We start from the raw sequence: 21,344 nt of genomic DNA, 5'->3' as shown, positions 1-21,344 counted from the left end.
GCCGGCCGGTTCCTCAGACCAGCCGCTTGCGCAGCACCGCGCACGGACGGCCCGATCGGAGGTCCTCGCGGTGGTCGATGACCTCGTAGCCGAGGGCGGTCCAGAAGGCCAGGCCCGCCGGGTTGTTCCCCAGGACGGCGAGGCGTACGGCGGTGCGGCCCGCGGCACGGAAGCGGTCCTCGACGAGGGAGGCCAACCGGCGGCCGTGGCCGTGCCCCTGGACACCCGCGTCGATCATCAGCAGGCCGATCCACGGGTCGGGGTCGGCCGGGTCGGGGTGGTGGTCGAGCGTGATCGCGATCCCGACGAGCCCGCCCCCGCCGCGTGCGAGCAGCACCTCCGCGTCCGGGCCGGCCAGCTCGTCCGCCAGCGCGGCCGCCACCTGTTCCGGGCGGATGCCGTCCGGGTCGGGGAAGTCGCCGCTGAGGGCGTGGAAGTCGCGCTGGGAGGCGTACAGCGCGGTGAGCTCGGTCAGCAGCACGTCCGGGAGGCCGTGGTCCGGCGGGAGGGTCAGAGGTTCCAGGATCACCCGGGCAACGTATCGCGCACCGGGCGGCCCGGGCGTGCGGTGCGGCCGGAGCCCCGGCCTTCGCGGGCCGGGGCTCCGACAGCGGAACGCGTCCGTCAGACGTTGACGCCGAAGTCCTGGGCGATGCCGACCAGGCCCGAGGCGTAACCCTGGCCCACCGCGCGGAACTTCCACTCCGCGCCGTTGCGGTACAGCTCGCCGAAGACCATGGCCGTCTCGGTGGCCGCGTCCTCCGACAGGTCGTAGCGGGCGATCTCGGCGCCGCCGGCCTGGTTGATGACGCGGATGTAGGCGTTGCGGACCTGGCCGAAGTTCTGGCCGCGGTTCTCGGCGTCGTAGATGGAGACCGGGAAGACGACCTTGTCGACGTCGGCGGGGAGCGCGGCGAGGTTGACGTTGATCGCCTCGTCGTCGCCCTCGCCCTCGCCGGTGCGGTTGTCGCCGGTGTGGACGATGGTGTTGTCCGGGGTCTGCTTGTTGTTGAAGAAGACGAAGTGGGCGTCGGAGTAGACCCTGCCCTGGGTGTTGACCGCGATCGCGGAGGCGTCCAGGTCGAAGTCCGTGCCGGTGGTGGTGCGGACGTCCCAGCCGAGGCCCACGGTGACGGCGGTCAGGCCCGGAGCTTCCTTGCTGAGCGAGACGTTGCCGCCCTTGGACAGGCTTACAGCCATTGTTGGGAGTCCCTTCCCTCGTTGCGTGTTGCGGACGAAGCTACCGCCACCCGTAGGAACGCCAAGAGGGGCTCCCGGAGTTCCCCGCCTCTTTACCTTTTTTACCAAGCCTCGTTCGAACGTACGCGAGCGCACGCGAAAACCCGGTGACGTGACCCGGACAGGAGAGGGAACATGGAGGGCATGTCCGGTCCCCATGTCATCCGCGGCTCCGTCGCGCTTCCCGAGGCCGAGCTGGTCTGGCGGTTCTCGCGGTCCTCGGGGCCCGGCGGACAGCACGTCAACACCACTGACTCGGCCGTGGAACTGCGCTTCGACCTCGCGAACACCGAGGCCCTGCCCGAGGTGTGGAAGCAGCGCGCCCTGCAGCGGCTCGCGGGCCGCCTCGTCGACGGGGTGGTCAGCGTCCGCGCCTCCGAGCACCGCTCCCAGTGGCGCAACCGCGAGGCCGCCGCCGTACGCCTCGCCGCGCTCCTCGCCGAGGCCACCGCGCCCCCGCCCGGACCGCGCAGGCCCACCCGGATCCCCCGCGGCATCAACGAGCGCCGGCTGCGGGAGAAGAAACAGCGCTCGGAGACCAAGCGGGGGCGGTCCGGGAGGGGCTGGACCTAGCGCTGCGACCGGACGCCGCAGGGGCCGGACGCGGCGCCGTCAGCCCAGTTGGCGGTAGCGGCCGCGGAAGTACAGCAGCGGGCCGCCCCCCGTGCCCGGGACGCGGGCCGTCAGGACGCGGCCGACGACCAGGGTGTGGTCGCCCGCCGTCACCCGCTGCTCGGTGCGCAGCTCGAAGGTGGCCAGGGCGTCGGTCAGCAGCGGGGCGCCGGAGGACTCGCCGCGCGTCCAGGAGAGCTCCTTGAACAGCAGCCGGTCGCTGATGCGGCCCTTCATGGCGAAGCGGCCCGCGATGTGCCGCTGGTTCTCCGCGAGGACCGACACCGCCCACAGCGGCTGCTCGGCGAGCAGGTCGTCCATGCGGGAGCCCTCGCGCAGGCTGACCAGGGCCAGCGGCGGGTCCAGGGACACCGACATGAACGCCGTCGCCGTCATGCCCGCGTCCTCGCCGGCCGGCGCCTGCGGGTCGTCCGGGTCGAGCGGCGGCTCCTGTGCGGTCACCAGGACCACACCGGCGGCCAGCCGGGACATCGCGGCACGGAACTCGTCGTTGGTCACCCCCTCAGCATGCCCGGAGGCCGTGGAGGCGGTGGGGGAGGGGACGGGCGGCGCGGGGGATGTGTTCAGCACACACGAAACGCTAACCACCGCTCGGCGACCCCCGCATCGGGCCTCCGCCCGAACCCGGACCTAGGGCCGGAGGACCAGAGGACCAGAGGGGTGGGGGACCGGGGATCAGCGGGCCGGTTCTCGCCTGTCCGGCGGGCCTCTCGTGCATCATGTCCGCACACACGTGAATTCCACGTTCGTGAGACGCACGGTGAAAACGCAGAAACTTCACCCACTTATTCACGTTTGCCTGTGACTTGAGTCACAAGGGACCGGAATTGTTGACCCTGTGTACCGAGTGGGCTCCGCGCTGTGATTCAGTGGCTGAGACTGCACAGAGGACTGCGCGGACGATACGCCGGAAGAACACCCTTGATGCGCTGCGAGGTCGCGGGGGGAGGGCGAGCATGGAGACCGAGTCGGAGCCGTACGTTCGTCTTGCGACCCTGCGGCAACTGCACCGGGTCATGGCGGACATGAACACCGCGCGGAGCCTGGCCGACACACTGCAGACCGTCGCCGACGGCGTCGTGAACGGCCTCGGCTACGAGCTGGCCTGCGTCAACCTCGTACGCCCCGACGGCGACCTCGTCGTCGCCGCCCTGTCCGGGGACTCCGCCGCCGACTCCCTCATCACCGGCCGCGTCGGCTCCCGCGAGGCCTGGGAGCGCCGGCTCACCATGGGCGAGCACTGGGACGGGCTGGTCTTCATACCCCACACGGAGGGCTGGGTCCTCGACGACGACGACGTCCCGCAGTGGTACACCGACGGGCCCGCGCCCCGCTTCGAGGACGAGTGGCACCCCTCCGACCGGCTGTTCGCCCCCCTGTACACCCCCGGCGGTCCGGGCGGCCCCTCCGGCGAACTGCTCGGGGTGCTCTCCGTGGACCGCCCGCGCAACGGCCGCCGGCCCGGCGCCTGGGGCCGCGAGGCGCTGCAGATGTACGCCTTCCAGGCCGCCATCGCGATCAGCAACGCGCGTCTACGTGCGAACATGCAGCGCGCCCTGGTCCGCCTGGAGCGCGAGCAGCAGGCCCTGCGCGCCAGCGAGGAGAGCTTCCGGCAGGCCTTCGAGTACGCCCCCTCCGGCATGGCCATCGCCGAGATGGGCGGCGACCAGCACGGCCGCATCCTGCGCACCAACGACGCCCTGTGCCGGCTGCTGGGCCGCCACGCCTCCGCGATGCGCCGCTACTCCTTCTCCGACCTCGTCCACCCCGAGGACATAGGCACCCTGCTGCGCACCTCCGCCGAGGGCGGCCGCGCGGAGCTGCGCCTCTGCCGCCGCGACGGCAGCTACGTCTGGGTGTCCCTGCGCAACTCCGTCGTCGCCGACGCCGCCGACGGCCCCCGCTTCCTGCTCACCCACGTCGAGGACATCGAGGAGCGCAAGCGCCGTGAGCTGCAGCTCGCCCACCGCGCCTCCCACGACTCCCTCACCGGCCTGCCCAACTCCGCCGAGCTGCGCTCCCGGCTGTCCGCCCGGCTGTGCAGGCGGCCCCAGGCCGGGCACGAGGGCGAGCCGGAGCCGCTGGACGCGGCCTACGGCCACCCCGCCTACGACGTCGGCGGCCACGACTTCGACTTCGGGCCGGGCGCACCGGCGTACGACGCCTACGACCACCACGTGCACGCCGTCGCCCCCGAGGGCGACCACGACGACGGCACCAAGGGGCTCGCGGTCCTCTTCTGCGACCTCGACGGCTTCAAGTCGATCAACGACCGGTTCGGGCACAACGCGGGCGACGCCGTCCTCATCGAGGTGGCCCGGCGGCTGAGCAACGGCGTGCGCGACGGCGACACCGTGGCCCGGCTCGGCGGTGACGAGTTCGTGATCCTCGCCGACGGCCTCGGCCAGGCCGACGCCCAGGACCTCGCCGTACGCCTGCGCAACGAGATCATCCAGCCGATCCGGGCCGAGGGCCGGGCCGTCCGGGTCGGGGCGAGCTTCGGCATCGGCTGGGCCCACTGCGGCATGACGGCGGACGAAGTACTGAAATCCGCCGACGAACGGATGTACGTCGAGAAAAGATCTCGCCCCCGGCAACATCGTCGGGCCGGTTGAGCCGCAGGTCAGCCAACTGATGCGGTGTGAGTCACCCGTTCGGGCCCCGCGAAGCAGGTAGGCTCGCTTTCCTCACGACGTACCGCACCACCCGCACCACGCTTGAGGAGACCTAGGGATGACGGCCGGCAACAACGGTGCGAGCACGCCCGAGGACGACGATCCGTTCGGCTACCTGTACGCCGACGGACAGGCCAACGGAGCCCAGCCGCCCTCCGGCGGTTACGGCTACCCGAACGCGGTCAACCGGGTCCACACGGTCGGTCAGCGGCAGTACGGCCAGCAGCCCCCCGCGGCGCCCCACGGCCAGGTCCCGCAGCAGCAGGGCGCGTACGGCAGGCCGAACGCCCACTACGCCGCTCCGGAGACGCATCCGGGCGGCGCGCCCACGGGCCGCCAGCCGGGCCAGGGCGGCGGCCGGGGTCCGAACACCAAGGGTCTGCTGATCGGCGCCGTCGCGGTGGTCGCCGCGGTCGTCATCGGCATCAGCGTGGCCATGCTCAACGGTGACTCCGACGACAAGGGCGAGAACAAGGCCGGCGGCCCGACCCCCACGGCCACGCAGAGCTCGGAGCCGAGCCCGTCGACGAGCGCCGACGCGGAGTCCCCGCAGGAGCTGCCGACGATCGACGCCAAGGCGCTCCGCCTGGAAGGCAACGCCGCCACCGCGTCGGACGTCAAGGGCGCCAAGGCGGCCGGCGGCGTCTATGTGACGAACTTCAACAACGTCGGCGCCTCGGTCACCTGGACCGTCAACGGCATTCCCGAGGGCGGCAAGTACTCCCTCTACGTCGGCTACGGCGTCCCGGGCAAGGACGGCACCGCCACCCTGACGGTCAACGGCACCGCGTCCGACAGGCCGGTGAATCTGAAGAACTGGGCGGGCGCGCCCGAGGGCGACTACGAGAAGGGCTGGACGGAGACGTACAACTTCATCCAGCTCAACAAGGGCACGAACATCATCAAGGTCTCGTGCGAGGAGGGCAACCAGTGCGACGCCAACCTCGACCGGCTCTGGCTGGTGAAGGGCTGGGTCGGCAGCTGACCTCCATCAGGCGGCGCTGACCTCCCCGGTCACCGCCACCTGCCCCAGCAGCTCCTCGTAGGCCGGGCGGTCGAACTCGCCCGCCGCCGGGGACAGCACCGTCGCCGTGGACAGGGCGACCGCGCGGGCCAGGCGGTCCGGCCAGGAGAGGTGTTCCGCCAGGCCGGAGAGCAGGGCGGCGACCGCCGAGTCGCCGGCGCCGGTCGGGTTGCCCTGGACGTGGGCGGGCGGGGCGGCCCGCCACAGGCCGTCGGGGGTGTGGGCGAGGAGGCCGTCGGCGCCCAGGGAGGCGACCACCGCGCGGGCGCCGCGCCGACGGGCGTCCCGGGTGGCGCGCAGCGGCTCGTGGGAGCCGGTGAGCTCGGCCAGTTCCTCGGCGTTCGGCTTGATGACGTCGGGGCGGGCCGCCACCCCGCGCCGCAGGGCCTCACCGCTGGTGTCCAGCAGGACGGGGACCCCGGCCGCCCGCGCCGTCCGTATCAGACCGGCGTACGCGCCCACCGGCAGCCCGGGGGGCAGGCTGCCGCACAGCGCCACCGCCGACACCGAGCCGAGCAGCCCCTCGTACACGTCCTGGAAGGCGGACCACTCGGCGGGGCCGACGACCGGGCCCGGCTCGTTGAGCTGGGTGGTGTCGCCGGTGCGCGCGTCGACGACGGCTATGGTGCGCCGGGTCGCGCCCGCGACCGGGACCAGCGCGTCCACCACGCCCGGCGCCCGGTCCGCGAGCCGGTCGCGCAGTTCGCGCCCGGTGGCGCCGCCCGCGAAGCCGGTGACCGTCACCTCGTGGCCGAGGGCCGCCAGCACCCGGGCGACGTTGACGCCCTTGCCGCCGGGCCGCTCGGTCACCTCCGACACCCGGTGGGAGGCGTGGGGCCTCAGGGACGGCACCCGATAGGTGATGTCGAGAGCGGTGTTCAGCGCGACCGTGAGGATCACGTGGGCCGACCTCCCCCGAGTGAGTAAGAGCACGTCTCGCGACGTTCCAGAGGTTCGATCATGCCAAAGACCCGGGCGGGCGCCCACCCCCCGGACCGGCCGCCGCGGCCGTACGGGCGGACGGATCACCCCAGTTGGGGTGCAACCACCCAGGCGCCCCGCCGCATCACGCCCTTCAGCGCGAAGTCCTCGTCGAGCAGTACCAGGTCGGCGTCCTTGCCGGGCTCCAGGGAGCCCACCCGGTCGTCCAGGCCGAGCAGCCGGGCCGGGTTGGCGGACAGCGCGGCCACCACGTGCTCGACCGGCAGCCGGTCGATGGTCACGGCGCGCCGGAAGGCCCGGTCCAGGGTCAGGGTCGAACCCGCGATCGAACCGCCGTCCACCAGCCGTGCCACCCCGTCCGCGACCTCGACCTGGAGCGGGCCGAGCAGGTAGCGGCCGTCGCCGTCGCCGGCGGCGTCCATGGCGTCGGTGATGAAGGCGACCCGCTCGGGGCCCGCGTGGTGGAAGGCCAGCTCGAGGGCGGCCGGGTGCAGGTGCACGCCGTCGTTGATCAGCTCGACCGTGACCCGCTCGTCCTCCAGCAGGGCCGTGATCGGGCCCGGGGCGCGGTGCCCCAGGGGCGGCATCGCGTTGAACAGGTGGGTGGCGACGGTGGCCCCGGCGTCGATCGCCTCCACCGTCTGCTCGTACGTCGCGTCCGTGTGCCCGACCGCCGCGATCACGCCGTGCTCCGCGAGCAGCCGTACGGAGTCGATGCCGCCCGGCAGCTCGGTGGCGAGCGTCACCATCCTCGCCCGGCCGCGCGCGGCGTCGACCAGCTTGCGCACCTCCGCGGGGTCCGGGTCGCGCAGCAGCGCCTCGGAGTGGGCGCCCTTGCGGCACGGCGAGATGAACGGCCCCTCGAAGTGGATGCCCGCGATCTCCCCCTGCTCGGCCAGCTCCGACAGCAGCCCCGCCTGCTGGACGAGGGTGTCCATGTCGTCGGTGACGGTGGAGGCGACCAGGGTGGTGGTGCCGTGCCGCCGGTGGGTGCCGACGGCGGTCAGCACGTCGTCGGCGGTGCCCGAGAAGGATGCGCCGCCCCCGCCGTGGTTGTGGAGGTCGACGAAACCGGGGACCAGCCAGTGCCCGCGCACGTCGACGGTCTCGGCGTCCTCGCGGGCGTGGCCGGCGATCCGCGTGCCGTCGACGATCACCCGGCCGCCGTCCACGATCCCGGTGGGCAGCACCACCCGGGCTCCGGTGAAAACCTTGCTGGGGGCCATCAGACGGCTACCTTTCGGGGAGTCGTGGAAGGGGTGAGGAGGTCCCAGGCCAGCAGCCCCGCGCCCAGGCAGCCGGCGGTGTCCCCCAGGGCGGCGGGGACGATCGAGGGCAGCTTCTGGAAGGTGACGCGCCGCCGGACGGCCTCCCGCAGCGGCGCGAACAGCGTCTCGCCCGCTTCGGCGAGCCCGCCGCCGACGATCAGCGTGCGCGGGTCCAGCAGGGTGAGCGCGGTGACCAGCCCGTCGGCGAGCGCGTCCACGGCCTCCTGCCAGACCGCCCGTGCCCTCGCGTCGCCGGACTCCACGGCCTCGGCGCAGTGGGCCGCGTCCGCCTCCGGGTCCCCGCACGCCTCGGCCCATGCCTGGCTGACCGCCGCCGCGGAGGCGAACCGCTCCAGGCAGCCGCGCTGGCCGCACGGACACGGCAGGCCGCCGGGCCGTACGACGATGTGGCCGATCTCGCCCGCGAAGCCGTGCGCGCCCGCCTCCACCCGGCCGTCGATGCCGATGGCGCCCGCGATCCCGGTGCCCAGCGGCACGAACAGGAACCGGTCCGCGCCCCGGCCCGCCCCGATCCGGCCCTCGGCCAGCCCGCCGGCGCGCACGTCGTGCCCCAGGGCCACGGGGGCGTCGAGCCGCTCGGCGAGCAGGTCGCGCAGGGGGACGTCGCGCCAGCCGAGGTTGGCGGAGTAGGCGGCCACACCCCGCTCCTCGTCGACGATGCCGGGCACGGCGACCCCGGCCGCGGCGGCCTCCTCGCCCAGGTGCGCCGCGCCGTACGCGCGCAGTTCGGCGGCGAAGTCGACGATGCCCCCCACGACGGCGTCCGGCCCGCGCTCGCGGCCGGTCGCCCGGCGCGCCCGGTGCAGCAGGGAGCCGTCGGCGGCGACCAGGGCCGCCTTCATCCCGGTGCCGCCCACATCGAGGGCGATGACGTGTCTCACGGGGGACAGTGTGACCCTTCGACCCACAAGAGGTCTAGTCCACTCGCGTGGTGTAGACCTTATGGCTGATCGTTTCGGAAGTTCTCGCCTTGCGGCAGCACAGATTCCGGTTCTGTGCGAATCCGTTCGGCGTGCGGCAGTGGTTTGGAGCTGGAAGAAGCAGTGCGGCGGCGTAGGACAGGAATGATCGCGGTGGTGTCCGCCCTGGGCATGACGGCGGTCCTCGGCGGCTGCGGGAGCACCGGCTCCTCCGACGTCACCCTCAGACTGGTCGCCGCCGACTACGGCGACTCCGACGCCAACAGCTCGCGGACGTACTGGGACCAGCTGGTCAAGGACTACGAGTCCCGGCACAAGGGGGTGAAGGTCCAGGTCAGCGTCTATTCCTGGAACGACGTCGACCGCAAGGTCAAGCAGATGGTCGACGCGGGCGACCCGCCCGACATGGCCCAGATCGGCTCCTACGCCGACTACGCCGCCAAGGGCCTGCTCCACAAGGCGGACGACCTGCTCTCCATCTCCGTCCAGGCCGACCTCGTCGGACGGCTCTCCGAAGCCGGACAGCTGCGGCACGTGCAGTACGGCATCCCGTTCGCCGCCTCCACCCGCGTGCTGTTCTACAACAAGGAACTCTTCGCCAAGGCGAACCTCACCCCGCCCACGACCTGGGACGAGCTCGCGGCCGGCGCCCACGCGCTGAAGGCCGAGGGCGTGAAGTACCCCTACGCCCTGCCGCTCGGCCCGGAGGAGACGCAGGCCGAGACCATGCAGTGGCTGCTCAGCGGCGGCTCCGGCTACACCGACGACTTCGGCGCCTACAGCATCGACTCCCCGCGGAACGTCCAGACCCTCACCTGGCTCAAGGACGAGCTGGTCGGCAAGGACCTGACCGGCCCGGTCGCCCCCGGCAGGCTCAACCGCGCCGACGCGTTCGCCGCCTTCGCCGCCGGCGAGGTCGGCATGCTCAACGGCCACCCCACCCTGATGCGGCAGGCCGCGAAGAAGGGCGTGGAGTTCGGCATGGTGCCGATGCCCGGCAGGGACGGCGAGGCCAAGGCCACCATGGGCGTCACCGACTGGATGATGGGCTTCAGGGGGAACGGCCACCAGGAGCAGATCGGCGACTTCCTCGACTTCGTCTACAGCGAGAAGAACGTCCTCGACTTCTCCCGCCGGTACGACCTGCTGCCCGTCACCGGCTCCGCCTCCAGGACGATGGCCGCGGCCGACCGGGACAAGAACCTCCACCCGTTCCTCGAAGAGCTCCCCTCCACCCAGCTCTACCCGGTCGGCAGGACCTCCTGGGCCGGTGTCGCCGCCGACGTCAAGAAGCGCATCGGCCAGGCGGTCGCCCCGAACGGCAGCCCCGCCGCGGTCCTCGGCCGGTTGCAGGCGACGGCGGCGAACGCGGGCACCGGCGACTGAGCACCGGTGCCCCACCGCCTGTCGGTGGCGGCGGCTACGGTGCCGGTATGGACGACGACCAGGAGCACGCGCTCGGCCGCAGGGAGAGGGACATCCTCGCCCTGGAGCGCCGCGGCTTCACCGGCCCCGGCGCCAAGGAGCGCGCGATACGCGAGGAGCTGGGCCTGTCGCCCGTCCGCTACTACCAGCTCCTCAACGCCCTGCTCGACGACACCCGCGCCCTGGTCCACGACCCGGTCACGGTGAACCGGCTGCGGCGCATACGCGAGGCACGGCGCTCCGAGCGGTGAGGAGCGGAGGAGTGCGCGTGGCCGTGTGTGGATAGGTTCGGCGTATGGGAAGCCAGGACAGTCACGCCACCGACTCGACCAACCCCCTCCCCTCCCTGCCGACGCCCGCCACCCGCGCCGGCCGGGACGGGCTCGCCGCGATCCTCGCGCGACCGGAGCGAGCGGTGATCGCGCTCGACTTCGACGGGACGCTCGCCCCGATCGTGCCCGACCCCGACCAGGCCCGGGCCCACCCGGACGCGGTGCCCGCGCTCGCCGTGCTCGCCCCCGAGGTGGCCGCCGTGGCGGTGGTCACCGGCCGCCCGGCCGGCGTCGCGGTACGGCACGGCGGCTTCGCGGGCGTGCCCGGCCTGGAACACCTCGTCGTCCTCGGCCACTACGGCGCCGAGCGCTGGGACGCCGCCACCGGCACCGTCACCGCGCCGCCCCCGCACCCCGGGGTCGCCGCGGTCCGCGCCGAGCTGCCCGGCCTCCTCGACCGGGTCGGCGCCTGGCACGGCACCTGGATCGAGGAGAAGGGCCGCTCCGTCGCCGTCCACACCCGCCGCGCCGACGACCCCCAGGCCGCGTTCGAGCTCCTCCGCGAACCCCTCACCGACCTGGCCACCCGGCACGGCCTGATCGTCGAACCCGGCCGCCTGGTCCTCGAACTGCGCCCCCCGGGCATGGACAAGGGGGTCGCCCTCCTGGACTACGTCCGCGACCTCGCCCCCGCCTCGGTCCTCTACGCCGGCGACGACCTGGGCGACCTGCCCGCCTACGCCGCGGTGGAGAAACTCCGCTCGGACGGCCTGCCGGGGGTCCTGGTCTGCAGCGGCAGCACGGAGGTCACGGAACTGTCGGAACGGGCGGACCTGGTGGTGGACGGCCCGGCCGGGGTGGTGGGCCTGCTGAGGACGTTGGCGGAGCGACTCGCCTAGCGCGCTGTGGGGGTGGGTGCGCTCGCCCGCGCCTGCGGGGCGCCCTCCCCCGAGTCCTTCGAGGGGGTACCCCCAGCGCCCACCCGTGCCGCCCCTGCGGCACGGGTGGGCGCAGGCTCGTCGTCCCTCAGGCGCGCAGCTCCTCCAGCTGCTCCAGGAACCACTGGGCCGGAGGAAGCGCGGTCGCGGCGGCGGCCAGCCGCTTGGTCCGCTCCACCCGCTCGGCGCCCCCCATGCCCAACGCCTCGTGCAGCGCCTCCGCCGTCCCCACCACGTCGTACGGATTGACGACCACCGCGTCGTCCCCCAGCTCCGCGTACGCCCCCGCCTCCCGGGACAGCACCAGCGCACACCCCGAGTCGGAGACGACCGGCACCTCCTTGGCCACCAGGTTCATCCCGTCCCGGATCGGATTGACCAGCGCCACGTCCGCGATCCGGTACGCCGCCAGCGACCGCGCGAAGTCGTCCCTGACGTGCAGCACCACCGGCCGCCACCCGGCCGTCCCGTACCGCTCGTTGATCTCCTCCGCCACCCGCCGCACCTCGGCGGTGTACTCCCGGTACACGGCGAGATCCTGCCGCGACGGATACGCGAACGCGAGGTGCACCACCCGCTCGCGCCACTGGGGCCGCTCCTCCAGCAGCTGCCGGTAGGCGAGCAGCCCCCGCACGATGTTCTTGGACAGCTCCGTCCGGTCCACCCGCACGATCGTCTTGCGCGCACCCCCGTCCGGGGCCGCGCCGATCTCCTCGCGCAGCGCCGCCATCCGCTCGAAGACGTCGGCCCGGTGCGACCGCTCCCGCAGGAACTCGGCGTCCGCGCCCAGCCCGTGCACCCCGGTCCGGGTGCCGCCGAGCCCGCCGACCAGGGCGTCGCAGCAGTCGGCGAAGGCGTCCGCCCACCGCCGGGTGAGGAAGCCCAGCCGGTCCGCGCCCAGCATCCCGCGCAGCACCTGCTCGGCGATGTCGTCGGGGAGCATCCGGAAGTAGTCCACCGGCGCCCACGGCGTGTGCGAGAAGTGCCCGATCCGCACGTCCGGCCGGAAGTCGCGCAGCATGCCCGGCACGAGCGTCAGGTGGTAGTCCTGCACGATCACGGCCGCGCCCTCGGCCGCCTCCTCCGCCAGCGCCTGCGCGAAGGCCCGGTTGTAGGCCTCGTACGACGCCCACCGGCGCCGGAACTCCGCGTCGAAGACGGGCTCCAGGGGGGTCTGGTAGAGCATGTGGTGGACGAACCACAGCACCGAGTTGGCGATGCCGTTGTACGCGTCGGAGAACACGTCCGGGTCGATGTCGAGCATCCGCACCCGCTGTCCGCCGGTCGCCTCCGACGGCAGCCGGCGCCCGCCCTCGAAGCGGCGTGCCGCCTCCCGGTCGGCGTCGCTCAGCGCGGCGCACACCCACACCGCGCCCGCCTCCGGACCGATCGCGGAGAGCCCGGAGACCAGCCCACCGCCTCCGCGTCTGGCGTTCAGCGAGCCGTCCTCGCGCACCTCGTACGAAACCGGGCCGCGATTGGACGCGAGCAGCACCTCGGCACCGTGCGTTGAAGCCATACGCCTCAACCTAGCCCGGCCCGGAAACGCTCAAACGTACGGTTCCGCTTCGTAGACGGCCGGGTACGGCCGGGCCGGGGTTTTGCGCCACGGGTTCACGCCGCCCGATTCACGCCACCTTCCGGGCCGCGTACTCCGCGATCTCGGTCATGGGCGGCCGTTCCTCGGTGTCCACGGAGTGCGTCCGCGGCTCGAAGCCGTCCTCGCCGCGCTCGAACTGGGTGAGCCGGGGGCGGACGAGGTGACCGCGGGCCAGGCGCAGCTGGGCGGTGCGGTAGATCGCGGCGGCCATCCGGCCGAGCGCCTGTCCGTCCTGGTGCCGGTGCCTGCGCACGCCGACGTCGACCTGGGCGAGGGCGTCCAGGCCCACCAGGTGCAGCGCGTCGACCAGCATGCCGAGCTCGACGCCGTAGCCGACGGGGAACGGCAGCTGTTCGAGCAGCGAGCGGCGGGCCGCGTACTCGCCGCCGAGCGGCTGCACGAAGCCGGCCAGCTGCGGCCAGTGCATGTTGAGCAGCGGGCGCGCCATCAGCTCGGTGACCCGCCCGCCCTGCCCGGCGGTCGTGCCGAGGGGGCGGTCGTACATGGCCTTGACCAGGTCGACACCGGGCTCGGTGAGCAGCGGGCCCACGATGCCGGTGACGAAGTCGGAGGAGAACTCCCTGAGGTCGGCGTCGACGAAGCAGATGACGTCCCCGCGGGTGACGAGCAGGGAGCGCCACAGCACCTCGCCCTTGCCGGGCACGGCCGGCAGGCGCGGCAGGATCTCGTCGCGGTGCACGACCCGGGCGCCCGCGGCGGCGGCCACCTCGGAGGTGCGGTCGGTGGAGCCGGAGTCGACGACGACGACCTCGTCGACGAGCGGCGCCTCCGCCACGAGGTCGCGCCGGACGGCGGCGACGATGTCGCCGACCGTCTCCTCCTCGTTCAGTGCGGGCAGCACGACGGAGACCGTCTGGCCGGTGCGCTGCTTGGCGGTCAGGATCTGGTCGAGCGGGCGGTCGGCCACGGACCAGGAACGGGTGGCCAGCCAGCGCTCGACTTCTTCCAGCACGGTCTGCGGCTCCTCACGGTTGTCTCGCGGTTCGGACGACTGTCTCGACGGTCGTGGCCTTCGGTTACAGTCTTGAACAACGCGGACGACCATCGCATGCCGGGGTCTCCGCCGCCTTACAACCGCATACAGCTCATCCAGAGGGGCAGAGGGACACGGCCCGATGAAGCCCCGGCAACCCTCCAGCCGGTTCTCGTAGACCGCCGGTCAATGATCTCCGATCACTGATCGCCGTCGTTCGTCTTCGCGAGGCTCCCGGCTAGGGAAGGTGCCAATTCCGTCTCACGGCGAGATGCGTCGTGGGGAAGATGAGGAGAAAGGGCCTCGCCTCACATGGCTGTGCAGACTGTTGCAAGCAGCACCGACTCCACCGTCGACCTCGGCCCCGCCGCGGCCCTGAGCTGCCGCGAGTGCGGTCACCGCGTTCCTCTCGGCCCGTTCTTCGCCTGCGAGGAGTGTTTCGGCCCGCTGGAGATCGCCTACGACTTCTCGGCCTACGACACCGAGGAGCTGCGCAGGAGGATCGAGGCGGGCCCCGCGAGCATCTGGCGCTACGCCCCGCTGCTGCCCGTCCCCGCGGACGTGGCCGGCAAGCCGAACCTCAACCCGGGCTGGACCCGGCTCGTCCAGGCCGACCGCCTCGCCCGCGAGCTCGGCGTCGACGCCGGCAAGCTCTTCGTCAAGGACGACTCCGGCAACCCCACGCACTCCTTCAAGGACCGCGTGGTCGCCCAGGCCCTGGAGGCGGCGCGCGCCTTCGGCTTCACCACCCTGTCCTGCTCCTCCACCGGCAACCTCGCCGGCGCCGTCGGCGCCGCCGCCGCCCGCGCCGGCCTGCGCTCCTGCGTGTTCATCCCGCACGACCTGGAGCAGGGCAAGGTCGTCATGGCCGCCGTCTACGGCGGTGAGCTCGTCGGCATCGAGGGCAACTACGACGACGTGAACCGCTTCTGCTCCGAGCTGATCGGCGACCCGGCCGGCGAGGGCTGGGGCTTCGTCAACGTCAACCTGCGGCCGTACTACGCCGAGGGCTCCAAGACGCTGGCGTACGAGATCTGCGAGCAGCTCGGCTGGGAGCTGCCCGACCAGATCGTCGTCCCCGTAGCCTCCGGCTCGCAGCTCACCAAGGTCGACAAGGGCCTGCAGGAGCTGATCGGGCTCGGTCTGGTCGAGGACAAGCCGTACAAGATCTTCGGTGCGCAGGCGGAGGGCTGCTCCCCGGTGTCCACCGCCTTCAAGGCCGGCCACGACGTCGTACGGCCGCAGAAGCCGGACACCATCGCCAAGTCGCTCGCCATCGGCAACCCGGCCGACGGCCCGTACGTCCTGGACATCGCGCGCCGCACCGGCGGTGCCGTGGAGGACGTGACGGACGAGCAGGTGGTGGACGCCATCAAGCTGCTCGCCCGTACCGAGGGCATCTTCGCGGAGACGGCCGGCGGTGTGACGGTCGGCGTGACGAGGAAGCTGGTCGAGGCCGGTGCCCTCGACCCGGCGAAGACCACCGTCGTCCTCAACACCGGCGACGGCCTGAAGACGCTGGACGCGGTGGCCGGTACCGGCCTCACCGCGACGATCCGCCCGACCCTGGACTCCTTCCGAGAGGCTGGCCTCTGATGAGCGTGACCGTTCGTATCCCCACCATCCTTCGTACCTACACCGGCGGTCGGGCCGAGGTCAGTGCCGAGGGGGCGACCCTCGGCGAGGTCATCTCCGACCTGGAGAAGAACCACACGGGCATCGCCGCCCGCGTCCTGGACGACCAGGGCAAGCTGCGCCGCTTCGTCAACGTCTACGTCAACGACGACGACGTCCGGTTCGAGCAGGGGCTGGAGACGGTCACGCCGGACGGCGCGGGCGTCTCGATCATCCCGGCCGTCGCCGGCGGATGACCGTCTCCGCGGACGTTCATTACCTTCGGTAAGGGCCGTCACCGGGAGTGCCTCGAACTGCCCCCTCCGTGAGAGAAGCGGAGGGGGCAGTTCCATGTGATTGAGCGCGGTAGAGTTGGGGAACACGCCCCTGATCTCCGGATCCGGAGCCATGAATTCCTGCCGCTCGCCCGACAAGAAGTAGCCAAAGTGTGCGGGCTTTTTGCGGCATTTGCCTTTTTTGTGGGGCCCGACTTGCCCTGAATCCGGACGAATTCTCACCACATTCCGGACCGCTCGCGTCCAGAATTCTCGTCCGATTGACCTGTTGCAGACGGCAGTTGGACAGATACATTCAGCCGCGGTCGACGCGTTCCGGCGCACGCCCCCAATCCATGGGGGGTGAGGTCTGACCCGGGTCCGCGAAGTGTGGATCTGTGCAAGGGCCAGTAATAGGGGAGTTAGGCATGGCTCAGGGCACCGTCAAGTGGTTCAACGCGGAGAAGGGGTACGGCTTCATCGCGGTCGACGGTGGTGCGGACGTCTTCGTCCACTACAGCGCGATCCAGATGGACGGCTACCGCACGCTGGAAGAGGGCCAGCGGGTCGAGTTCGAGATCTCGCAGGGCCAGAAGGGCCCGCAGGCCGACATGGTCCGCGTCACCGCCTGAACGTTCTTCACGCGAAGGGCCCACACCTTACGGGGTGTGGGCCCTTCGTCCTGTCGCCTTCGCCCTGTTCGCCCCGGGCTGATCCCTCGGGGGCGCTTGCACTCGACCATGCCGAGTGCTAATCATTGGCGTTAGCACTCTGAAGGTGAGAGTGACAACGAAGGACCGGGTCGGTGAGGCCCGCGGGCCCGGTGGGGCAAGGAACCACCGGCCGGCGAGCCGTCCGTCGCGGGCGCGGGCGCGGTCCGAAGGAATCACCCCCAGTCCTGGAGGGACCACTTCACATGGCCAAGATCATCGCGTTCGACGAGGAGGCGCGGCGCGGCCTCGAGCGCGGCATGAACCAGCTCGCGGACGCCGTCAAGGTGACCCTCGGCCCCAAGGGCCGCAACGTCGTCCTCGAGAAGAAGTGGGGCGCCCCCACGATCACCAACGACGGCGTCTCCATCGCCAAGGAGATCGAGCTCGAGGACCCGTACGAGAAGATCGGCGCCGAGCTGGTCAAGGAAGTCGCCAAGAAGACGGACGACGTCGCCGGTGACGGTACGACCACCGCGACCGTGCTGGCCCAGGCCCTGGTCAAGGAAGGCCTGCGCAACGTCGCCGCCGGCGCCAACCCGATGGCTCTGAAGCGTGGTATCGAGAAGGCCGTCGAGGCCGTCTCCGCCGCCCTGCTCGACCAGGCCAAGGAGGTCGAGACCAAGGAGCAGATCGCCTCCACCGCCTCCATCTCCGCCGCCGACACCCAGATCGGCGAGCTCATCGCCGAGGCCATGGACAAGGTCGGCAAGGAAGGCGTCATCACCGTCGAGGAGTCGCAGACCTTCGGTCTGGAGCTCGAGCTCACCGAGGGCATGCGCTTCGACAAGGGCTACATCTCCGCCTACTTCGCGACCGACATGGAGCGCATGGAGGCGTCGCTCGAGGACCCGTACATCCTCATCGCCAACTCCAAGATCTCCTCGGTCAAGGACCTGCTCCCGCTCCTGGAGAAGGTCATGCAGTCGGGCAAGCCGCTGCTGATCATCGCCGAGGACGTCGAGGGCGAGGCCCTGTCGACCCTGGTCGTCAACAAGATCCGCGGCACCTTCAAGTCCGTCGCCGTCAAGGCCCCGGGCTTCGGCGACCGCCGCAAGGCCATGCTCGGCGACATCGCCATCCTCACGGGCGGCGAGGTCATCTCCGAGGAGGTCGGCCTCAAGCTGGAGAACGCGACCCTGGACCTCCTGGGCCGTGCCCGCAAGGTCGTCATCACCAAGGACGAGACCACCATCGTCGACGGCGCCGGCTCCGCCGACCAGGTCGCGGGCCGCGTGAACCAGATCCGCGCCGAGATCGAGAACAGCGACTCCGACTACGACCGCGAGAAGCTGCAGGAGCGCCTGGCCAAGCTCGCCGGCGGTGTCGCGGTCATCAAGGCCGGTGCCGCCACCGAGGTGGAGCTCAAGGAGCGCAAGCACCGCATCGAGGACGCCGTGCGCAACGCCAAGGCGGCCGTCGAGGAGGGCATCGTCGCCGGCGGTGGCGTGGCCCTGCTGCAGACCACCGGCGTCTTCGAGAAGCTGGAGCTCGAGGGTGACGAGGCGACCGGCGCCAACGCCGTGAAGCTGGCCCTGGAGGCCCCGCTGAAGCAGATCGCCGTCAACGGTGGTCTCGAGGGCGGCGTCGTCGTGGAGAAGGTGCGCAACCTGGCCGTCGGCCACGGTCTGAACGCCGCCACCGGCGAGTACGTCGACATGATCGCCGAGGGCATCATCGACCCGGCGAAGGTGACCCGTTCCGCGCTGCAGAACGCCGCCTCCATCGCCGCGCTGTTCCTCACCACCGAGGCCGTCATCGCCGACAAGCCGGAGAAGGCCGCCGCGCCGGCCGGCGGCGGCATGCCGGGCGGTGACATGGACTTCTGATCCTCCTTCGAGGATCGGACCCGTCCGTCACGTACCGAGGGCGGCACTCCCTGTTCACGCAGGGGGTGCCGCCCTCGGGCGTGTGCGCGTCCCGAAGCCGTTCCCGGCTTCTGTGCCGCTGCTTCCGTGTTCCTGCTCCTTGTCCCTACGTCCCTACTTCTTGCGCGCCTTGGCCGCCTTCCCGGGCCGGGCGGTCCTCGCGGCTCCGCTCGCCCGGGCGGCCCTCGGCCCGCGTGCGGGGGAGGACGGCTGCGGGACGGCGGCGACATGGCGGGCCGGGAACTCCCGGTTGACCTCGACCTGGGCGCGGATGGCGGCGGGCAGGTCCGGCATGTCCAGCAGCATCTCGCACGCCCGCAGCGAGTTGGCGTGGTCCCCCACCCAGTGGGCCGTGATCGAGTACTCGAAGAGCAGGCCCCAGCGGTACACCCAGGATCTGGTGAAGAGCAGGTCGTCCGGTTCCGGCCGGCCGACGGCGGAGCCGAGGACGGCGTGCGCGGTGTGGTGGCGGCCCCTGAGACGGAGTCGCGAGGCGAGCTCGTAGCAGGCCTCCAGGCGCTGGGGGCGGGACTCCCAGGCCCGGGAGAAGGCGTCCACCGCGCCGGCCCAGTCGTCGGTCCGCTCGGCTCTGAGGATGCCGCTCTCCAGCAGTGAGCAGTAGACCTCCTCCGCCCAGCCGCCCATGGCCGCCCGTCGCTCGTACAGCGCGATGGCCTCCTCGGCGTGGCCGAGATCGCGTTCGGTGTTGGCCAGGTAGAAGACCGTCCGCGGGTTGGCGGGGTCCCGCTCCAGCTCGCGCCGCAGCAGGCGCGCGTCCCGCTCGAACTTCTCGCCGCGGCAGCCGCCGTCCGCGTGGTCCTCGATCACCAGGGCGTCGAGGTTCTCCTGTGCGTCGGGCCCGTCGGCGCACGGGTATTCGTGGGTGACCCCTTCGTACCGCCAGGCACGGTCCGCCCGCAGCAGATGCTTGAAGCGGTGCTGGGTGCCCGGTGTGTCGTAGCGCAGCAGGTACGAGGTCGCCGTCAGGCGGGGCAGGGGCGCGTCCTGGCGCAGGACGTGGTCGGCGTCCAGGGTGAGCAGGTAGTCCGCCCTGCCGCGGGCGTGCCGGATGTTCCGCGTGCGGTTGTGGCCGAAGTCGACCCAGGGGTCCTCGTGGAGTTCGCCGGGGATGCCGTCGAGCGCCTCGCGGACCAGGTCCTGGGTGCCGTCCGTCGAGCCGGTGTCGGAGATGACCCAGGTGTCGATCAGGCCGCGCACGGAGCCCAGACACCGTTCGATCACCCGTGCCTCGTTCTTGACGATCATGCAGAGGCAGATGGTCTGCTTCCTCACGGCTCCCTGCTCCCGGATGACGGCTGGCCCGCTGGGCGGTGGCGGCCGTCACTGTGGCACGCGCCCGGCCCGGCTGCTCCGTGCCACGCGGAGACGTTCCCGGGGACGGTCTCTTTCGGAGGCGGCGATTCGTCCGATGAGCTGATATACGCCATGACTCGTCCCGTAACGATCAAGTCGGTTCGTGTGCACGGGCGAAGCTCGCATACCGGAACGCCCCGTATTTTCCCTCGAGGCAAGGAGGACGGACATGGGTCCTGTCCACAGGACGACTTCGCGGCTGGGGCCGCTGGCACGCGACAGGTTCAGGGTGGCGGGCATGCTCGCCTCGCTCGCGCTGGTCATGGCCACCGGACTGGTCAGCCCGGCCATGGCGGCGGCGCAGAGGACGGCGACGCAGCCCGCGGCCGTGGCGAAGGGCGGCGACGACTGCAGGCACGATCCGCACAGGTCCCGCACGAAGCAGGATCCCCGCGCGGCGACGCCGGGCGACGGGCACGACAAGGACCCCTGCAGGGGAGCGACGGGTCCCACCGGCCCGGCGGGCCCGGCGGGCCCGGCAGGTCCGGCGGGCCCGGCAGGTCCGGCGGGACCGAAGGGTCCGGCGGGTCCGGCGGGTCCGGCGGGTCCGGCGGGACCGGCGGGTCCGGCAGGTCCGGCGGGTCCGGCGGGTCCGAAGGGCGCCACGGGTGCGACGGGACCGTGCGCCGACATCGACAGCGTCGCCCCGTCGCGCAACGAGCAGTTCAGCGCGGTGATCACAGGCGGCTCGACGTTCGTGGGCCGGCAGGCCCTCACGCCGGCCGTGCGTGACTACACCTGGGTCGACCTGAGCGGCAAGAACAAATATCCCGGGCCCTCGGCCTGCGGTGTCGCCGTCTCCACCCAGGGCAACGACCTGTGGGTCCAGGTCCTGACGACGGGCGGGCTGGTCTACGAGACCCACTGCAACGTACCGGGGCAGACGCTCACCTGCGGGGAGGACTGGACCCAGCGGACGGCTCCGACCCCGCCCGCGGCCCGCTCGATCCCGCGGAAGGCGGGGGGTGATGCGACGGCGGACGACGGCGGGCGGCGGCCCTCGAGGCCGTAAGCGGCGCCCTTGAGCATCGGACCCGTCCGTCACGTACCGAGGGCGGCATCCCCTGTGCACACAGGGGATGCCGCCCTCGGCGTGTTCCGGGTCACAACAGGGAAGCGGCGGAATGCCGTGGCGGGCGGTGTGGTTGACGCCGGTGCGCAATCCATGCGCGTGCACATACCAACTGGTATCCGACCGATTCCGAGGAGCCCCCCACGTGACCGTCACCGCTTCAGAGTCCGCGTCCGGGTCCGAGTCCGCCTCCCGCGCGGCGCGGATCCTCTCCCGTCCCGTCACGCTGAACGGCCTCACCGTCCCCAACCGGATCGTGATGGCGCCGATGACCCGCATGTTCTCGCCGGGCGGCGTCCCGGGCGAGGACGTGCTGTCGTACTACGCCCGCCGCGCCGCCGCCGGTGTCGGGCTGATCGTCACCGAAGGCACGTACGTGGGGCACGACTCGGCCGGTGAGAGCAGCCGGGTGCCGCGGTTCCACGGCGAGGAGCAGCTGGCCGGCTGGGCGAGGGTCGCCGAGGCCGTGCACGCGGCGGG

General features: G+C 72.0%; 21 protein-coding genes and 1 riboswitch. Of the genes, 12 read left to right on the top strand and 9 right to left on the bottom strand.

Annotated features, from left to right (window positions below; all coding sequences use genetic code 11):
• Nucleotides 1-13: 13 nt before the first annotated feature.
• Nucleotides 14-529, bottom strand: a complete 516-nt coding sequence (locus RH94_RS27280; RefSeq protein WP_073950857.1) for a GNAT family N-acetyltransferase — start codon at nucleotides 527-529, stop codon at nucleotides 14-16.
• Nucleotides 530-624: 95 nt separating this feature from the next.
• On the bottom strand, nucleotides 625-1,200 hold the full coding sequence (locus RH94_RS27275) for a TerD family protein (protein WP_073950855.1): 576 nt from the start codon (nucleotides 1,198-1,200) through the stop codon (nucleotides 625-627).
• Nucleotides 1,201-1,374: 174 nt separating this feature from the next.
• On the opposite strand from RH94_RS27275, the gene arfB reads away from it, so the two are divergent.
• Nucleotides 1,375-1,812: an alternative ribosome rescue aminoacyl-tRNA hydrolase ArfB gene (gene arfB, locus RH94_RS27270; protein ID WP_073950853.1), complete on the top strand. Its 438-nt coding sequence runs from the start codon at nucleotides 1,375-1,377 to the stop codon at nucleotides 1,810-1,812.
• Between the two features lie 39 nt (nucleotides 1,813-1,851).
• On the opposite strand, the gene RH94_RS27265 is transcribed toward arfB, so the two are convergent.
• Nucleotides 1,852-2,370 carry a flavin reductase family protein gene (locus tag RH94_RS27265; RefSeq protein ID WP_073950851.1) on the bottom strand — a complete coding sequence of 173 codons (519 nt, stop codon included), beginning with the start codon at nucleotides 2,368-2,370 and terminating at the stop codon, nucleotides 1,852-1,854.
• A 458-nt stretch (nucleotides 2,371-2,828) separates the two neighbouring features.
• On the opposite strand from RH94_RS27265, the gene cdgB reads away from it, so the two are divergent.
• On the top strand, nucleotides 2,829-4,487 hold the full coding sequence (cdgB, locus tag RH94_RS27260; protein ID WP_073950849.1) for a diguanylate cyclase CdgB: 1,659 nt from the start codon (nucleotides 2,829-2,831) through the stop codon (nucleotides 4,485-4,487).
• A gap of 118 nt (nucleotides 4,488-4,605) precedes the next feature.
• Nucleotides 4,606-5,532 carry a carbohydrate-binding protein gene (locus RH94_RS27255; protein WP_073950847.1) on the top strand — a complete coding sequence of 309 codons (927 nt, stop codon included), beginning with the start codon at nucleotides 4,606-4,608 and terminating at the stop codon, nucleotides 5,530-5,532.
• Nucleotides 5,533-5,538: 6 nt separating this feature from the next.
• Here the strand turns inward: RH94_RS27255 and RH94_RS27250 are convergent, their stop codons facing one another.
• From RH94_RS27250 to RH94_RS27240, 3 genes are all read right to left on the bottom strand, one after another.
• Nucleotides 5,539-6,471 (bottom strand): 1-phosphofructokinase family hexose kinase, encoded by a 933-nt coding sequence (locus tag RH94_RS27250; RefSeq protein ID WP_073950845.1) that lies wholly within the window; start codon nucleotides 6,469-6,471, stop codon nucleotides 5,539-5,541.
• A 125-nt stretch (nucleotides 6,472-6,596) separates the two neighbouring features.
• Nucleotides 6,597-7,739 (bottom strand): N-acetylglucosamine-6-phosphate deacetylase, encoded by a 1,143-nt coding sequence (gene nagA / locus RH94_RS27245; protein ID WP_073950842.1) that lies wholly within the window; start codon nucleotides 7,737-7,739, stop codon nucleotides 6,597-6,599.
• Nucleotides 7,739-8,683, bottom strand: a complete 945-nt coding sequence (locus RH94_RS27240; RefSeq protein ID WP_073950840.1) for an ROK family protein — start codon at nucleotides 8,681-8,683, stop codon at nucleotides 7,739-7,741. The genes nagA and RH94_RS27240 overlap by 1 nt, the downstream gene beginning before the upstream one ends.
• A 183-nt stretch (nucleotides 8,684-8,866) precedes the next feature.
• Here RH94_RS27240 and RH94_RS27235 point away from each other — a divergent pair, with 183 nt between their 5' ends.
• From RH94_RS27235 to otsB, 3 genes are read left to right on the top strand one after another with little or no spacing between them, the layout of a single operon-like run.
• Nucleotides 8,867-10,108 carry an ABC transporter substrate-binding protein gene (locus RH94_RS27235; protein WP_199881072.1) on the top strand — a complete coding sequence of 414 codons (1,242 nt, stop codon included), beginning with the start codon at nucleotides 8,867-8,869 and terminating at the stop codon, nucleotides 10,106-10,108.
• Nucleotides 10,109-10,155: 47 nt separating this feature from the next.
• On the top strand, nucleotides 10,156-10,398 hold the full coding sequence (locus RH94_RS27230; protein ID WP_073950838.1) for a DUF3263 domain-containing protein: 243 nt from the start codon (nucleotides 10,156-10,158) through the stop codon (nucleotides 10,396-10,398).
• A gap of 44 nt (nucleotides 10,399-10,442) precedes the next feature.
• Nucleotides 10,443-11,318, top strand: a complete 876-nt coding sequence (gene otsB, locus RH94_RS27225; protein ID WP_073950836.1) for a trehalose-phosphatase — start codon at nucleotides 10,443-10,445, stop codon at nucleotides 11,316-11,318.
• Nucleotides 11,319-11,445: 127 nt separating this feature from the next.
• On the opposite strand, the gene RH94_RS27220 is transcribed toward otsB, so the two are convergent.
• Together RH94_RS27220 and RH94_RS27215 are read right to left on the bottom strand one after the other, a co-directional pair.
• The gene (locus RH94_RS27220) at nucleotides 11,446-12,876 is read right to left on the bottom strand and encodes an alpha,alpha-trehalose-phosphate synthase (UDP-forming) (RefSeq protein ID WP_079189201.1); all 1,431 of its coding nucleotides are present in this window, start codon (nucleotides 12,874-12,876) and stop codon (nucleotides 11,446-11,448) included.
• A 109-nt stretch (nucleotides 12,877-12,985) separates the two neighbouring features.
• Nucleotides 12,986-13,930, bottom strand: a complete 945-nt coding sequence (locus tag RH94_RS27215) for a glucosyl-3-phosphoglycerate synthase (RefSeq protein ID WP_073950832.1) — start codon at nucleotides 13,928-13,930, stop codon at nucleotides 12,986-12,988.
• 130 nt (nucleotides 13,931-14,060) lie between these two features.
• Nucleotides 14,061-14,245: riboswitch (SAM riboswitch) on the top strand.
• An 18-nt stretch (nucleotides 14,246-14,263) separates the two neighbouring features.
• Between RH94_RS27215 and thrC the strand changes: the two genes are divergently transcribed.
• The 4 genes from thrC to groL all read left to right on the top strand — a co-directional run bounded on the left by thrC (nucleotide 14,264) and on the right by groL (nucleotide 18,379).
• Nucleotides 14,264-15,547, top strand: coding sequence for a threonine synthase (gene thrC / locus RH94_RS27210; RefSeq protein ID WP_073950830.1), 1,284 nt, complete (start codon nucleotides 14,264-14,266; stop codon nucleotides 15,545-15,547).
• Nucleotides 15,547-15,822 (top strand): MoaD/ThiS family protein, encoded by a 276-nt coding sequence (locus RH94_RS27205; RefSeq protein WP_073950828.1) that lies wholly within the window; start codon nucleotides 15,547-15,549, stop codon nucleotides 15,820-15,822. The genes thrC and RH94_RS27205 overlap by 1 nt, the downstream gene beginning before the upstream one ends.
• A 446-nt stretch (nucleotides 15,823-16,268) precedes the next feature.
• The gene (locus RH94_RS27200) at nucleotides 16,269-16,472 is read left to right on the top strand and encodes a cold-shock protein (protein ID WP_004986573.1); all 204 of its coding nucleotides are present in this window, start codon (nucleotides 16,269-16,271) and stop codon (nucleotides 16,470-16,472) included.
• Between the two features lie 284 nt (nucleotides 16,473-16,756).
• Nucleotides 16,757-18,379, top strand: a complete 1,623-nt coding sequence (gene groL, locus RH94_RS27195; RefSeq protein WP_073950826.1) for a chaperonin GroEL — start codon at nucleotides 16,757-16,759, stop codon at nucleotides 18,377-18,379.
• A 153-nt stretch (nucleotides 18,380-18,532) separates the two neighbouring features.
• On the opposite strand, the gene RH94_RS27190 is transcribed toward groL, so the two are convergent.
• Complete coding sequence (locus RH94_RS27190; RefSeq protein ID WP_234426079.1) at nucleotides 18,533-19,711, bottom strand: glycosyltransferase; 1,179 nt, start codon at nucleotides 19,709-19,711, stop codon at nucleotides 18,533-18,535.
• Between the two features lie 250 nt (nucleotides 19,712-19,961).
• Here RH94_RS27190 and RH94_RS44780 point away from each other — a divergent pair, with 250 nt between their 5' ends.
• Both RH94_RS44780 and RH94_RS44775 read left to right on the top strand, forming a co-directional pair.
• A complete protein-coding gene (locus tag RH94_RS44780; RefSeq protein ID WP_158073098.1) occupies nucleotides 19,962-20,804 on the top strand; it encodes a hypothetical protein in 843 nt (280 codons plus the stop codon).
• A 205-nt stretch (nucleotides 20,805-21,009) separates the two neighbouring features.
• Nucleotides 21,010-21,344 (top strand): oxidoreductase (locus tag RH94_RS44775; protein ID WP_456154172.1); only part of this gene is annotated, 335 nt, incomplete at its 3' end.

Origin of the sequence: Streptomyces kebangsaanensis (assembly GCF_001906585.1) — a bacterium.
In the GTDB taxonomy this organism is placed as follows: domain Bacteria; phylum Actinomycetota; class Actinomycetes; order Streptomycetales; family Streptomycetaceae; genus Streptomyces; species Streptomyces kebangsaanensis.
This window is presented reverse-complemented; position numbering and strand designations above follow the sequence as displayed.

Coding starts and splice junctions, on each gene's coding strand:
- RH94_RS27275 (WP_073950855.1), bottom strand. CDS start 1,200: ATGGCTGTAAGCCTGTCCAAGGGCGGCAACGTCTCGCTCAGCAAGGAA.
- arfB (WP_073950853.1), top strand. CDS start 1,375: ATGGAGGGCATGTCCGGTCCCCATGTCATCCGCGGCTCCGTCGCGCTT.
- cdgB (WP_073950849.1), top strand. CDS start 2,829: ATGGAGACCGAGTCGGAGCCGTACGTTCGTCTTGCGACCCTGCGGCAA.
- RH94_RS27255 (WP_073950847.1), top strand. CDS start 4,606: ATGACGGCCGGCAACAACGGTGCGAGCACGCCCGAGGACGACGATCCG.
- nagA (WP_073950842.1), bottom strand. CDS start 7,739: ATGGCCCCCAGCAAGGTTTTCACCGGAGCCCGGGTGGTGCTGCCCACC.
- RH94_RS27235 (WP_199881072.1), top strand. CDS start 8,867: ATGATCGCGGTGGTGTCCGCCCTGGGCATGACGGCGGTCCTCGGCGGC.
- RH94_RS27230 (WP_073950838.1), top strand. CDS start 10,156: ATGGACGACGACCAGGAGCACGCGCTCGGCCGCAGGGAGAGGGACATC.
- otsB (WP_073950836.1), top strand. CDS start 10,443: ATGGGAAGCCAGGACAGTCACGCCACCGACTCGACCAACCCCCTCCCC.
- RH94_RS27220 (WP_079189201.1), bottom strand. CDS start 12,876: ATGGCTTCAACGCACGGTGCCGAGGTGCTGCTCGCGTCCAATCGCGGC.
- thrC (WP_073950830.1), top strand. CDS start 14,264: ATGGCTGTGCAGACTGTTGCAAGCAGCACCGACTCCACCGTCGACCTC.
- RH94_RS27205 (WP_073950828.1), top strand. CDS start 15,547: ATGAGCGTGACCGTTCGTATCCCCACCATCCTTCGTACCTACACCGGC.
- RH94_RS27200 (WP_004986573.1), top strand. CDS start 16,269: ATGGCTCAGGGCACCGTCAAGTGGTTCAACGCGGAGAAGGGGTACGGC.
- groL (WP_073950826.1), top strand. CDS start 16,757: ATGGCCAAGATCATCGCGTTCGACGAGGAGGCGCGGCGCGGCCTCGAG.
- RH94_RS44780 (WP_158073098.1), top strand. CDS start 19,962: ATGGGTCCTGTCCACAGGACGACTTCGCGGCTGGGGCCGCTGGCACGC.